The following is a 13,570-nucleotide window of genomic DNA, read 5'->3' on the forward strand; positions in this document are numbered from 1 at the left end:
CAAGAGCTGCAAGCCGTCGCACTGGCTTTCAACAATAGGCCGCGCAAAACGTTAGGATGGAAGACGCCGGCAGAGGCGCTGAACGACCATCTAAAATCTGTCGCACAACCCGGTGTTGCGACGACCGATTGAATCCGCCCAGTATACGAGCGAGCAGTTTCAGCGGGCGCTCGACGCGCTGGGCATTACCTGCAGCATGAGTCGGTCCGGTAACGTGTGGGACAACGCCGTCATGGAGAGTTTCTTCTCGTCGCTCAAAACGGAGCGGACCGCGAGAAAGGCGTATGCGACGCGCGACGCTGCGCGCGCGGACGTGTTTGACTTTATCGAGCGTTTTTACAATCCGATCCGGAGGCATTCGACGCTGGGATACATCAGCCCCATCGAGTTTGAGCAGGCAGTAGCTTAGCAGCGTGTCCACGGAACCCGGGACAGCTCAAACATCCTTATGGCACAGGTTTAGACACAGCGCAAAAGTTTTCTGTAAGCGGTAAATCCTCAGCTCAGTAACCTCATACAGAAAAAGAGGTTACGTGTCGTCCCCGTAGCTCAGTTGGATAGAGCGGAAGTTTCCTAAACTTCAGGCCGCAGGTTCGATCCCTGCCGGGGACATCCTCGATCGATGTCAATACGCGCGCCCCCCATACACTCCGGGGGCGAGCGGCACTATGTTGTAAGGCTACCTCCGTCCGCTTCGTTCTTCGCCCCCATCGCTGGTCTTCCGCATGGCCCAGTCGTCCCGTTCCGCGTCGTCCTCCTCGAGCCTCTCCGACGATCCGATGGAGAAGCTTGGCGATTGGTTCCAGTCGAACAGCCGTCCGATCGGCATGGCGGCCGGCGGTATCGCCGTTGCTGCGCTCGCGATCTTCGGCTACCGCAGCTATTCGACGGGCCAGAACGCGAAGGCGTCCACTGCGCTGTACGCTGCGCAGGCTCCAATGGCGCAGGGCAAGCTGGACGAGGCCACCAAGGCGCTCGACAAGGTGGCCAAAAGCTATTCGGGCACGGCGTCCGGCCAGCAAGCCGCGCTCCTTCTGGCGCAGACGCTGTTCGAGCAGAAGAAGTATGCCGAGGGGATCGCATCACTCGAGAAATCGGCTGGCGGTGCTAGCGCGGATTTCAAGGCGTCGATGGAATCGATGATTGCGGTCGGCTACGAACTTCAGGGCAAGTTGGCCGATGCGGCCACGCACTACGGCAAGGCCTCGGCGGCGGCGAAGTTCGAGAACGACAAGAACAATTACAAGGCGTCCGAAGCGCGCAGCCTGATGGCCGCCGGCAAGAACGCGGAAGCCCGCAAGATCTGGGAAGAGCTCGCCAAGTCTGACAGTCCGGCGGCGCAGGAAGCTAATGTGCGCCTTGGCGAGTTGGCCGGCGCGGGCAAGAACTAATCGACTGGCGATCAAGCGAATCGGCTCGATGTGGATGCACATTAGAGCCAACGATTTGTGAGCTTGCAGTTTGCGGCGGTCCGGAGAAGCTCCGGGCCGCCGTTCTGTTTGTCGGCAGGGTCGTAGAGGTAAACACGACACTAATGCGTCCACAACACGACCGCATAGGGTCATACTGTGGGTAATTGAACTCAGCTTATATGCGTATAATACATGTTATGTAAACCATTGTTGGTGGATAACTGTGGGAAACAATTTGGGGATTTGTTCATCGCGCTGTGGATGAACGCCGCAACACTCTGCGCTGCCGTCGTTTAGGCGATCCCTGCATCTCGCGATGCTTAGCGACAGCTCACGAACCGTAAAGCTGTCCACCTTCCCACATGGATTGTGTGATCTGGGCCGCATGAGTCCGCGCAACGCGCCGGACCGCTCCTTCGCTCGCCGCGCCGTAGCGCGACGGCCCGTCAGATCGACTCGATCACGCCGCGGAAGACTACGCGGCCTTCGCCACGAAGCGTCGGCCCAAACCCCGACTCCGTGGCCGCCAGACGCACCTCAAGGTCGCGACCGGAGCTGGTGCGAATCGTGATGGTCGAGGCCGTCGCAAGGCCCCAGACCGCCAGCAACACGGCCGTCGCGACGGCGCCCGTGCCACAGGCCAAGGTTTCGCCTTCGACGCCCCGTTCGAACGTTCGGTACCGCCAGTGGCCGCCGGCTAACGGCGATACCCAATTCACATTGGCCCCAGCGGGCCCAGACGCGGCGTGTCGCCGCAACATCGGCCCGCGCCCTTCCACATCCACCCGATCGGCGTCCGCGCACAGAATCACGAGGTGCGGAATTCCGGCGACGGCGAAGCCGATGCGCACTTCGCCCTCGACCAGGTCGATCGGCATGGTCGGTCGGACCGCGCTGACCGGCTGGAGGTCGATCTCGGGCAAGCCCTCGTCAAGACGGCTGGCAATGAGGCCGGCCGGCGTGGTGAGCGTCATCCCCGAGTCCGCCGCAAGACCCAGCATCGCGGACATGGCCGTAGAACAGAGCGTCGCGTTGCCGCAGAGATCGGCTGGGGTTCCGTCACTGTTGAAGTAATGAATCCGCACGTCCGCATCTGGATGCGCCGGCTCGAGCACGACAATTCCGTCCGCGCCGATACCATTGTTCCTATTGCAGATAGACTGGATCATCTCAGGTGATGTCACACGTTCGAGCGACACATCACGGCCGTCAAAGAACACGAAATCGTTGCCGGATCCCGTCATCTTCGCGAACGGTATACCTCGTAGCGTCGACGAAGGCGTCGTCACGCGTTCCCCGTAATGGCCCACCAGCGTAAGCGCCACACCATCCATATGGCCTCCCGAACGATTCGCTTGGACATCTTCGACTCGCCTTCGGTACGATCGTGGAACACGATCGGAATCTCAGCAATGCGGAAACCGCGCTTCCACGCCCTGAAGCTCATCTCGATCTGAAACGCGTACCCATTCGAACGGACTTGGTCGAGTGGGATGGCCATCAGCACTTCGCGGCGGAAGCACTTGAAGCCACCTGTCGCGTCGCCCAGGCGAAGCCCAGTCACCGCGCGGGCATAGATGTTCGCGCCGTACGACAACATCAGGCGCGTCATCGGCCAATTGACGACCGTCACCTTGCCGTCGCGATAGCGGGAGCCGAGCACCAAGTCCGTGTCACGGATCGCCGCCAGAAACTCAGGCAAATGGCCGGGGTCGTGGGAAAAGTCAGCGTCCATCTCGAAGATGAACGCGTAGTCGCGTTCGAGTGCCCACGTGAACCCGGCCAAATACGCGCGGCCCAGACCTTCCTTCCCTGCCCGATGCAGCACGTGCACACGCGGGTCGGCCGCCGCCAGTTGATCGGCGAGCTGACCCGTGCCATCGGGCGAGTTGTCGTCAACGACCAAGACGTCGAGTCGCGTATCCTGGGCAAGGATCAGCGGAACGATGCGGGTGACATTCTCGCTCTCGTTATACGTCGGGACGATCACGAGGGCGCGTTCGCCAAGCGCGAGTGAACCACGCGCCGGAGTAGCAATTCGGGACACGAGTGTCGCCTCAGGCCGAGAGAACGTTGGCCGATACGACGGCCTTTCGGTCAAGCGCGAACCCGATAATCCACCAGAGCAACGCCGCGCCAAGTGCCAGCAATGTCAACAACTTCCCCGTGTGATATGGTGCACTGTCGAAGCGGAGCTGCACGGACTTCGCGCCCGTGGGCAGCTCGACGCCAATAAGTGTATAGTCGGCCCGGGCAATCGTGGCAGGCTTGCCGTCCACCATTGCCGTCCACCCTGGATAGAAATTTTCGGAGACCACCAAGGCGCTGCCGGCTGGCGCTGGTCCGCCTAAGGTGATGTCGATCGCCCCGGCTTGATACTTCGTGATCTCGACGCCGAACGGCACCGGCTCAGGCAACGGCGAGTTCACCGGTCTGGCCTGAATGGTCGAGGTTGAATCAAAGATCGCGACGCGCTTCACATCGAACAACGGGTTGAGCACGGTCGCCTTGGTGGTCGGATCGTCGAGCTTCACGATCAGCGGCGTCACCCATGCCGCCGGGTGATCACCGGGAAGCTCGTACAGATAGGTCATCGTCCCGGCGGCGTTGCGCACAGGGCCGGCGGCCAACTTCGCTCCCTGAAACGGCAGCCCCGGCGTATTGGTATAAAAGAATCGCGCGTTGGTGAGCGACCAGAAATTCGGGTTCGCGATCGACTGGAAACCCTCGCTCTTGCCGTAGAGTTCCTGGTAGCGACCGATCTCGTTGCCGTGATAGCCGAGGACTCCACGGATGCCGTGGGACATGAGCGCGTCGCCGAGCACGAACGGATCGTGCGATGCCATGTTGTCGCCAAGCGGAATGGCGATGACACGAGCCGGCTCCGTTTGTGACTTGAGGAACCGGATGATGTCGTCCTCCGCGTAGAGCTCCTCGGCGCGGGCCGAAAATGTCCAGTAGTCCCGCTCGACACTCCACAAGTCGAGCGCGACCAAGGCGGCAAGCAGCCAGCCGGCGAGGGGTGCCTTGAGGGCGCCTCGCGCCACCGCGAGCATCAGCCCGAGCAGCGCCATAACGGCGACGGCCGATCGCCAGGCGCCGGCGACAACCGCCGCCGAATTGGCTTCAATGAGGTCGCCGCGCGCATCGCCGAGGAGCGACATCGCGAAGTTCGTGAAGCCTCCCGTGGTGGCGAGGACACCGGTAAGCAGCGCGACGCTGCCCCAGCCGATCGCGTATCGGATGGTCGCCTTGCCCGCGAGCACCCGCTCAGCGCCGAATGCTGCCAATACCGCGCACGCCAAGGCCGTCACATAGAGAATCGTGCTTGGTGCACGGAAGAACTTGGTGCCCGGGACGACCGCATAGACCAGCTGATAGAACGGTGTGCTGCCGCCCCACGCCCAGAGGAGCGAGACGATCAGCGTGGCAAGCCAGAACCAGGCGTGCGACCGATGTCGGTTCGCGAGCCCGCCGCCGAACGCAAAAAGGGCAAGCACCAGCACCGACGCACCGATGTACTCGCTGTGAAAGTGGATGCCGTTGCGTCCCCAGTAGTGCTCGAGAATGCCCGAGAACTGCGGTAGATACATGTTGATCGTTTCCTCGAGCGGAAACGAAAAGCTGGTCGCGTAGTCGTAACCCTTGCCGCCGGCGCGGGGAGACCACGGCACGTATTGCTGCACCGGGAGATACTGCACTGCGCCGATCACCGCGCCGAGCACGACAGCCCCGAGCGCCAAGGCCAATCGCGGGAGGGGCCGCGCGTCCCGCACCGGCGCTGCAAACTCCGTCGGGAGACTCCACGGTCGCAGCGCCAAGAACAGGGCGTAGCCCCCGCAGGTGAGCAGCATGTACTGCAGTAACTGGGGATGTGGAGAGAGCACCGCCAGCCCGACGATCAACGCGAGCAGCCCCCAGGCATCGCGTCGCCCGTCGCGCATGCCGCGGACCAGCGCCCAGAGGGCGGCCGGCAACAGCGCACTGACGAACAGCTTTCCATCGTGTCCGGGCGACGCGTATGACGCGACCGCGCCACTGAGCAGATAGGCGACGCCGCCCACAAGGGCGCTCTGAAACCGAACACCGGCTGCCCGAAGGAACCCAAACGTGAAGACGCCGGCCAGCAGCATGTGGAGCACAAAGCCCCACGTCATCGCGATGTCGGTCGGCAGCACCAACCGCAGCAGGAAAGTCGGGTAGAAGATGTCGCCGTGCATGGCCGCGATATACGGCATGCCGCCGAACTGATACGGATTCCACTGCGGGAATCCCTGACCATCGCGAAGCGCGCGGGCCGCGAACTCACGGAAGGAGTAGCCCGCGATGTACTGATCCGAATTCGGATTGACGAGAAACGCGCCACCGAGCGCCGGCCACGCCAGCAGCATTGTCGCGATAAGGCAGACGAGTGCCGCCCAAGCGAGCGGGAAGCGAGGTGCCGGGGGCGCTACATTCGTCGCGTCAGTGCGGGCCATCGAGAAGACTGGAAGGGTGCTGGAGAGCCGCGCGCTGCGAGGCGGGGAGGAAGAGCAGGCTGACGAGCCCCGGCAGCACTTCAAGCACGGTGAGCCAGACCCGTGATGTGACGCCGAGGATGACCGCGTCCCCCTGCCCTGCGGCGCCGACACCCACCAGAAAAACGGTCAGCGCCGCCTCTCGGAACCCCAGTCCCCCTGGAGAGAACAGGACGAGATACCCGATAAGGTACGAAGCGGTGAAAACTGCGATGAAGAGGGCCGGATCGCTACTGATTCGCGGAGTGACGCCGCGAGAGAACAATGCAAACGCCAACCCATACCCCAACCACGACGCAGCGTTCATCGCCGCCGCAGCCCAGAGCGTGCTTGCCGACAACTGCTTGCTGGCCATCGGCACGCCTCGTTTGGCCGCGAACCAACCGAGCACCGGCGGCAGCAGCCGCGGCAACGCCAGCACGCCGGCAAGAAACACCGCAGTCGCGACCATCGCACCGGTGCGGAAACCGGGATACACCGTGTCGAGTCCTTCAGCACCCATGATCACGCCAATGCCGAACCCCGCGCCGATGTTCAATAGCGTCCCGAGTACGGCCGCACCGGCGGCCGCCGTTCCCGAGACGCCTTCGCGGGCCGCCAGAACGCTTAGGGCGCCGACCGACCACACTTTTCCGGGAATCCAACGACCGAGATTGGCGATGGTCCAGATGCGCACGGCCGCGGGATATGGCAAATCACCACCCCATCCCCGCAGCAAGACGCGCCAGCTCTGAATCAGCAGAGCGTAGACCGCAAGCACGGTGGCGCTGGCAGCCGCGATCCAGCGCCACTCCACCCGGAGGTCACGCGCCGATGCCCGCATCTCCGCCCACTGTCCGTGGAGCGCCCACGCGATAAAGACACCCGTGAGCAGCAGTACCAGCACCTTGAGCGCGGGGTGGCGCAGCGCGCCGCCCGCAGGCCACGAGGACGTTGGCGTCATCGCGCGGCCTGCCGGTAGTGCGTGAGGTAGCGATCGGCCACAGTCGCCGGAGAAAACCGCACGAGCATTTCATCCCGTGCGGTCATGCCGAGAGCCGCCGCCGTCGTCCCATCGGCCAACAAGCGGGCAAGAGCTTCGCCCAACGCCTGCGTATCGCCCACGGTGACCAGCGTTCCACCGTGGTCGGGACGCACCACGTCGATCAGCCCACCGTCCGCGTAGGCCACAACGGGCGTGCCGCACAGCTGCGCTTCGACTGCCACTAAGCCAAGTCCTTCTTCACGCGACGGTATGGCCAGTGCACACGCGCCTTGATACAGCGGCACCAGTGCCGGCTGTGTCAGTGCGCCGTGCCATCGTACGCGGTCTTCGAGACCACGTGCTGCGGCACGCGCCTTCAACGCATCGGCGTCCGGCCCGTCGCCGACCACGTCGAGCGTCGTCGGTCCGCCATCGCGCTGTGCGTCGTACGCGCACATCGCTGGCGACACCATGGCGTCGAGCAAGTCCGCGAGGCCCTTCTGCGCGTTCAGCCGGCCCACGAAGAGAATTCCACGTCGGGCGGCCGAGGTGTCGGCGGGCGGCGCGAAGTGTCGCGCATTGATCGGCATCGGTGACACGACGATGGTCGCGTCGGGCACGATGCGACGCGCGGTGTCGGCGAGCCACCCTGAGACGGCCGTACACATCGCGGCTTCGCCAAGCACGGCACGCATGATGGGGTGCGCCGGCGCGGTGCGCTGGGCCAGACGCACATCGGATCCGTGCATCGTGATCATCAGTGGCGGATCACCTGCGCGCCGCGCGCGCCAGAGTGCGAGTGCCGACGGGAACCACCAGTGGGCATGCACAATGTCGTAGGGCGCCCCGGCGCGCGCCGCTGCATCGAGCTGCGCTCGCACCGCCCGACGTAACGCGCGCAGCATCCGCAGCAGCGACACCTTTCCGGTCCACGATCCCATGACCTGCTCGGCCATGTTACCGGCATACGCGAGCGTCATCTGCGCATCGCTGGCGTAGCGTACATGCTGGATGCGCACGCCTTCGAGCGTCGCCTCGTCGGCAAGACCGGCCGCGCCAGGCGCAATGATGTGGACCGTGGCACCGGCCGTCTGCAGCGCGACCGCGAGCCTCAGCACGAACGAACCGGCCGCATCGCCGTCGAAGCGCGGCACATTGTGTGTGACAAACAGCACGCGCGCGGCGCGAGGCACCGAGGCGCCGGCCGTCAGCGGCGGTCGCGATCGACGCCGGAGGTCACGCTGGGCGCGACGTCGTCGGCATCCTCGTCCTGCTGCGCACTGGCCAACTCGTCGAGTTCGCGCCGCAACTCCCGCACCTCGGAGCGCTGTTGCGCGATCTGCTCACCGAGCAACCCGGTGGCAAAGAAGATCGAGCCGAGCATGAGGCAGGTCTGGATCACCGTCCACACCCAACGCTGCCCCTGTCCGGTCATCGCCAGCCACACGAGCGCGCCCAGTCCGGACAGCACGCCGAGGGCGAACAGCGCCACCCCGATCATGCCGAACGCGAGCAACGGCTTCTGGCCAAACTTGAGTTCGAACCAGACGGCGACCATGTCGAGCACCCCGATCGGGATGCGAGACAACCCGAACTTCGACCGGCCCGAATGACGCGCATAGAGCGGCACCGGGACTTCGGTCACCGTGAAGCCTTGCGCCGCCGCCATCACGATCATGTACCGATGGAAATCAGGACGCATCGGCAGCGCTGCCATGATTTCGCGACGATACGCCTTCACGTTGTTCAGATCGCGCACCGGCACATGAAAGAGCGTGCGACTGAGCTTGTTGTAGATGCCCGACACGAACGCCTTCTCGTATTTGCCTTGCTTGTATCCCGTGACCATGTCCGACTCACCCGCCAGAATCGGGTTCACCAGCCGCGGAATATCCTCAGGCTTGAATTGCAGGTCGGCGGGATAGAACACCAGCACGCGCCCGTGCGACTGGAGATACCCGGTGCGCAGGGCTTCGGCGATGCCGCGCTGCGCGCGGTGGCGCACCGGCCGCAAAAACGGGTATGGCGTACGAAGCTCCTGCAGCAGCGCCCAGCTTCCGTCGGTCGATCCATCGTCGACGACGACGACCTCGTAGCGGGCGGACTCATTCCGGAAGGTCGCCTCACAGAGCTCGAGAAAGAGCGCGAGGTTGCCTGCCTCGTCCTTCGCAGGCACGAGGACGCTGACGTCGACGACAGGAGTTGACGTCGCACGGGACACGCGCCGGAGCGGACGAGCGGAGACGGCCATTCGGAGAGCGAGGTGATCGCGTTCAGTCGCGCGCGCGGGTCACACGCGCTTGCGCATACGGGCGGGCAGCACGCCGAGTTGGTCACGGTACTTGGCGACCGTACGACGCGCGATCTGTACACCGGTTTGCTGCAGGATCTCGACGATGGCCTGATCCGTGAGCGGATTCTTGGTGTCTTCGCCCGAAACCAGCTTCTGAATCTGATCCTTGATGCCGCGCGCCGACACGTCGTCACCATCGCTGGTGGCGAGCCCGGAGGAGAAGAAGAACTTGAGCGGCAGGACACCGCGCGGCGTTTGCACGAACTTCTCGTTGGTCACGCGACTGACAGTGGATTCATGCATTCCCACCGCTTCGGCCACTTCACGCAGGGTGAGCGGACGAAGCGCCTGCACACCACGCTCGAAGAAGTCGCGCTGCCGATCGACGATGTAGTGCATGACCTTGAGCATCGTCTGGCGACGCTGCTCGATGGCCTGAATCATCCAGTTGGCCGAGTTCAGCTTGCTGGCGATGAAGTCCTTGCTCTCGGTGTCGAACTTCTTCTTGTCGCGGGCGATCTCCTGATACGCACGCGAGAGCTTGAGCCGAGGCAGGTTCCCGTCGTTCAGAAAGATATGATACGCCTGGTCGATCTTGTCGACGACGAGATCGGGGATGATGTAGTTGTCACCGCCGGCGCTGTAGCGCAGACCGGGCTTCGGATCGAGCTTGGCGATTTCATCGGCGGCGCTCTGCACTTCCTGCGCGCTGATGCTGAACCGCTTCGACAGCTCGCTCCACCGGTGCGAGATCAGCTCTTCGAATGATTCCTCGACGAGCCGATACGCCATGGAGTCCCGATGGCCGGCCGCGCGTAACTGCAGCAGCAGGCATTCGCGCAGATCGCGTGCGCCGACGCCGGGCGGATCGAGCTCTTGAATGATCGCGAGCATCGCCTGCATCTCGGCGTCGCTGAATGGCGCGACTTCCGCGTCGCGCTCTTCCGCTTCGGCCGCAAGCCACTCGTTCACCCCGCGCTGGATGACCTCGAGCGGACAGGCGAGATATCCATCGTCGGAAATATTGCCGACGAACTCATCGGCGAGGATCGCCTCGCGCGGCGACATCTCGATCAACGACAGCTGTTCGGTGAGATGATCCGACAGATGCTTCGTGTCGACGGTGACCGGCTCGTACCATTCCCGCTGTTCGTGCTCTTCCCGCTGCCCGCCCGTCTCGAAGCCGTCAAGCAACACCGCTTCCCAATCGACATCGTCGTCACCGGTCTTCTCCGGCTCAGACTCGATGGCCGTTTCCGGTTCGGCCAGATCCTGTGCCTCCGGCACTTCGTCCGCATCGGCGGATTCGTCGTCTTCGTCCTCAGGCTCCACGAGATCGAGAAACGGATTCGTGAGGAGCTCCTGCTTGAGGTGCTGCTGCAAGTCGAGCAGGGGCATGTACAGCAAATCCATCGCCTGATACAGGCGCGGATTGACTTTGAGCTCCTGCCGGAGTCCGGTGCTCTGTTGGAGACCTGGCCTCATGACGTCACCACCTCTTCATCAGCTTCAGCGAAGCGTGCGCGGAGTCGCGCGGTAAGCGTCGGCCCCAGGTATTTCTCAGCAACCGTATCATCGAACACCAGTTCACGAACGGTGCCAGAGACTTTCACCTGCCCATCGAACATGATGTACGCGCGGTCCACGATGTCCAGCGTCTGCTCAACATTGTGGTCACTGATGAGCACGCCGATGCCCCGAAGGCGCAGTCCCGCCACGATGGTTTGGATGTCGTGCACCGCGATCGGATCGACGCCCGCGAACGGTTCGTCGAGCATCATGAACTTGGGCTGCGTCACCAATGCCCGTGTGATTTCGAGTCGACGGCGCTCGCCACCGGAGAGCTGGAAGGCCCGGCTGCTGCGGAGGTGCTTGATACTGAGTTCGTCGAGCAGCGTTTCTAGGCGCTCCTTCCGCTCGGCCGCAGAGAGCGGCAGCGTTTCGAGGATCGCCAGAATATTTTGCTCGACGGTGAGCTTCCGGAAGATGGAAGGCTCCTGCGAGAGGTACCCGATGCCCTGGCGGGCACGCTGATACATCGGCATGCCAGTAATGTCCTGCCCATCGAGTGTGATGCGTCCCGACTGCGGTTCGATGAGACCGACCAGCATGTAGAACGTGGTCGTTTTTCCGGCACCGTTAGGTCCCAGCAGGCCGACGATTTCGCCTTGCGCGACGTTCAAGGCCACGTCGTTCACGACGCGACGGCCGCGATACGCCTTTATCAATCCTTCAGCGCTGAGCACCGAGTCGCCGGTCACGGGCAGGCTCACGGCGGGTGTGGGCGTGCGGCCAACCCGTGGAAACTCGCCGGTCGCCTTCAGCTGACGCGCAAGCTCGGCGCGATGCGCCCGCAGTGCCGTCCAAAGTGTTGGCGACACCTGAACCGTGGACTCCGGCGACGCCAGGCCATGCGCCGGAACCTCCAGCACCCCACCGGCCGCCAGCCGTGGCAAGACCGCCGTCGCCAGATGCGCACGGACCTCGTCCATCGGAAGCCGCGGACCGTCGGCGTGCTGCTCGATGTATCGGCCGGCGATGGCGTGAAGAGCCGCCGAGCCGTGCGCGTCGGCCGCCTCGATGACCGCGCCAAGGGCCGATGCCATCGACCGGTCGCCGTGCACGACGCGATCGACCAACGCGAGGGTCTCCTCGAGCGACGTCGGCGTGGGCGAAGCGGAATCGGTCATGACGGTCGGCGAGAGATGGTGACGACGGTGGCGGACATCGGAGCAAACATCGGAGCCGGAGGCTCCGGCAGCGGGGCAAGGGGGGCAACGGGAGGCTTCTTGGCGGGCGGCTTCCGCACGGTACTGTCGGCAAGACTGTCCGGAGCCGGTTCGAGATACAGCCCCGACGCTGAGGAATCTACTCGAACATCCCGCACCGAGCCCGTATCGAACTGCACGAAGATGCGCTGACCGCGCACATAGTTCAGCGCCGGCGGTGCCGTGGGTCCCTTTTTCGAGGCGATCTGAAAGAGCGAACTGGCGTTCCCGAAGGCGCGGATCTCCTTAATTCGCGTCTGCTTACTCGTGTCGGCGGCCACCTGCGCGGTGTCGAAGTACGCAAAGAGGCTGTCGCCACGCAGCATGTCACGATCGGTCGACTTGATCTTGAGCGTATCCGCAACGCCTCGTGCCACGGCTCCTCCGATCGCGCGGACTTCCCGCGGCCGCTGGTCGGCCAGCACGATACGCATCGAGTCGGCTTCGACATCCTGCTGCGGCGTCTTGGCGCGAGCGCGACCTTTGCCGAAGGCATAGGCTTCATCAATCTTTTGCTCCTTCAGGCGCAGATCGATGCGTTCGGCGTTGATCACCAGATCCTTATTGGTGGCGGTCGCGCTGTGCAGCGCGAACACGCGATCGAGCTTCTTGTCGGTGGTGAACAGGTCGATGGTATCCCCATTCAACGTGAACGCCTGCGACGTGTCGATGCTGCGAATACGCGCCGCGCGCACCAGCCGCGCCAGCTGAGTGATCTTGTTGTAGGCCAGAGAATCCGAACGCCCGATGATCTTCTCGCGCGTGATGATCACATCGCCCCAGCCCAGCACGAGCGTGTCGCCGACATCTTCGAACCGATCCGCCGTCACGATCGTGGGCTGCCCCGCCTTGCCACTGCTGTCCTTCTCGATGAGTTGCGCGGTGGGCCGGTTCGGTGCGACCAGCTTGGCGACCGGACGTCCCGGCATGACCCGGTAGTACTCGATGTTCGGTCCGCTGAATGTGCTGCCGGACGCCAGCTGTGTGGCCACCACGCCGCCGTCGGCAAACAGCCGTCCTTCCCGCGTGAAGTACGTGGCATGCGCAGCCGTCACCCGCAGCTTATTCGGTTCCTCGTACACGACGTTGCCGTACATGTTGACGATGCCGGCCGACTCGAACTGCTCGGCGCTGTCCGCGCTGATCCGATTGTTCTCGCCCTGACAACGGCCGACGAAGCCACCGCCGATGAAGGTGTTCGCCGTGCTATCGGGAAGGCGCGTGTACAGCAGTCGGGTTTCCGGAGGACTGTCGGCGAAATCCAACACACAGTTTCGCGTCGTGGCAGACGCCGTCGACTTCTTCGAGGGACGCTTCTTGGCCGCGACCACGCTGTCTTCACGAGCTTTCACCAGCACGGCGCTATCGCGCTTCGCTGCACTGTCCTTTCCCGCCGCCATCGCCAGTAGCGCGAGTGAGTCGGCACGCACAGAATCGGCACGCACCGAATCGGCACGCGCACCGACCCGGACCGCGCTGTCCGACACCACGCCCATGGTAACGGGCGTGACCGACGTCGCCCCACGACGCGCCCCGCGGCAACCAGCGAAAATCGCCAGCAGCGAGACCGTGCCGAGCACGGTGATGGCGCGAATGCGAGAGCGGCGAAGTATCAC

10 protein-coding genes, 1 tRNA gene and 1 pseudogene are annotated in these 13,570 nt (G+C 63.8%); 3 read left to right on the plus strand and 9 right to left on the minus strand.

Annotated features, from left to right (window positions below):
- Positions 1 to 130 precede the first annotated feature (130 nt).
- The 3 genes and pseudogenes from RMP10_RS17535 to RMP10_RS17545 all read left to right on the plus strand — a co-directional run.
- Positions 131 to 409, plus strand: a pseudogene (locus RMP10_RS17535) (IS3 family transposase); the annotation flags it as partial.
- Between the two features lie 129 nt (positions 410 to 538).
- A tRNA-Arg gene (locus tag RMP10_RS17540) sits at positions 539 to 612 on the plus strand.
- 113 nt (positions 613 to 725) lie between these two features.
- On the plus strand, positions 726 to 1,391 hold the full coding sequence (locus tag RMP10_RS17545; RefSeq protein ID WP_310571449.1) for a tetratricopeptide repeat protein: 666 nt from the start codon (positions 726 to 728) through the stop codon (positions 1,389 to 1,391).
- Positions 1,392 to 1,858: 467 nt separating this feature from the next.
- On the opposite strand, the gene dapF is transcribed toward RMP10_RS17545, so the two are convergent.
- The 9 genes from dapF to RMP10_RS17590 all read right to left on the minus strand — a co-directional run bounded on the left by dapF (position 1,859) and on the right by RMP10_RS17590 (position 13,570).
- The gene (dapF, locus tag RMP10_RS17550; RefSeq protein WP_310571450.1) at positions 1,859 to 2,656 is read right to left on the minus strand and encodes a diaminopimelate epimerase; all 798 of its coding nucleotides are present in this window, start codon (positions 2,654 to 2,656) and stop codon (positions 1,859 to 1,861) included.
- A gap of 41 nt (positions 2,657 to 2,697) precedes the next feature.
- Positions 2,698 to 3,450 carry a polyprenol monophosphomannose synthase gene (locus RMP10_RS17555; RefSeq protein ID WP_345785822.1) on the minus strand — a complete coding sequence of 251 codons (753 nt, stop codon included), beginning with the start codon at positions 3,448 to 3,450 and terminating at the stop codon, positions 2,698 to 2,700.
- A gap of 19 nt (positions 3,451 to 3,469) precedes the next feature.
- On the minus strand, positions 3,470 to 5,890 hold the full coding sequence (locus tag RMP10_RS17560; protein WP_310571452.1) for a hypothetical protein: 2,421 nt from the start codon (positions 5,888 to 5,890) through the stop codon (positions 3,470 to 3,472).
- Positions 5,877 to 6,872 carry a lysylphosphatidylglycerol synthase domain-containing protein gene (locus RMP10_RS17565; protein WP_310571453.1) on the minus strand — a complete coding sequence of 332 codons (996 nt, stop codon included), beginning with the start codon at positions 6,870 to 6,872 and terminating at the stop codon, positions 5,877 to 5,879. Before RMP10_RS17565 ends, RMP10_RS17560 begins: the two co-directional genes overlap by 14 nt.
- Positions 6,869 to 8,086 (minus strand): glycosyltransferase, encoded by a 1,218-nt coding sequence (locus RMP10_RS17570; RefSeq protein ID WP_310571454.1) that lies wholly within the window; start codon positions 8,084 to 8,086, stop codon positions 6,869 to 6,871. Before RMP10_RS17570 ends, RMP10_RS17565 begins: the two co-directional genes overlap by 4 nt.
- Positions 8,087 to 8,100: 14 nt before the next feature.
- On the minus strand, positions 8,101 to 9,144 hold the full coding sequence (locus tag RMP10_RS17575; RefSeq protein ID WP_310571455.1) for a glycosyltransferase family 2 protein: 1,044 nt from the start codon (positions 9,142 to 9,144) through the stop codon (positions 8,101 to 8,103).
- A 39-nt stretch (positions 9,145 to 9,183) separates the two neighbouring features.
- Positions 9,184 to 10,671, minus strand: a complete 1,488-nt coding sequence (gene rpoN / locus RMP10_RS17580; RefSeq protein WP_309669778.1) for an RNA polymerase factor sigma-54 — start codon at positions 10,669 to 10,671, stop codon at positions 9,184 to 9,186.
- Positions 10,668 to 11,447: an LPS export ABC transporter ATP-binding protein gene (gene lptB, locus RMP10_RS23445; protein ID WP_345785823.1), complete on the minus strand. Its 780-nt coding sequence runs from the start codon at positions 11,445 to 11,447 to the stop codon at positions 10,668 to 10,670. Before lptB ends, rpoN begins: the two co-directional genes overlap by 4 nt.
- A 425-nt stretch (positions 11,448 to 11,872) precedes the next feature.
- Complete coding sequence (locus tag RMP10_RS17590; protein ID WP_310571456.1) at positions 11,873 to 13,570, minus strand: hypothetical protein; 1,698 nt, start codon at positions 13,568 to 13,570, stop codon at positions 11,873 to 11,875.

This window comes from Gemmatimonas sp., from assembly GCF_031426495.1.
Taxonomy (GTDB): Bacteria; Gemmatimonadota; Gemmatimonadetes; order Gemmatimonadales; family Gemmatimonadaceae; genus Gemmatimonas.

What these genes read in the sequence shown, in the direction of transcription:
- RMP10_RS17545 (WP_310571449.1), top strand. Translation starts at nt 726, where the DNA reads ATGGCCCAGTCGTCCCGTTCCGCGTCGTCCTCCTCGAGCCTCTCCGAC.
- dapF (WP_310571450.1), bottom strand. Translation starts at nt 2,656, where the DNA reads ATGACGGGATCCGGCAACGATTTCGTGTTCTTTGACGGCCGTGATGTG.
- RMP10_RS17560 (WP_310571452.1), bottom strand. Translation starts at nt 5,890, where the DNA reads ATGGCCCGCACTGACGCGACGAATGTAGCGCCCCCGGCACCTCGCTTC.
- RMP10_RS17565 (WP_310571453.1), bottom strand. Translation starts at nt 6,872, where the DNA reads ATGACGCCAACGTCCTCGTGGCCTGCGGGCGGCGCGCTGCGCCACCCC.
- RMP10_RS17575 (WP_310571455.1), bottom strand. Translation starts at nt 9,144, where the DNA reads ATGGCCGTCTCCGCTCGTCCGCTCCGGCGCGTGTCCCGTGCGACGTCA.
- rpoN (WP_309669778.1), bottom strand. Translation starts at nt 10,671, where the DNA reads ATGAGGCCAGGTCTCCAACAGAGCACCGGACTCCGGCAGGAGCTCAAA.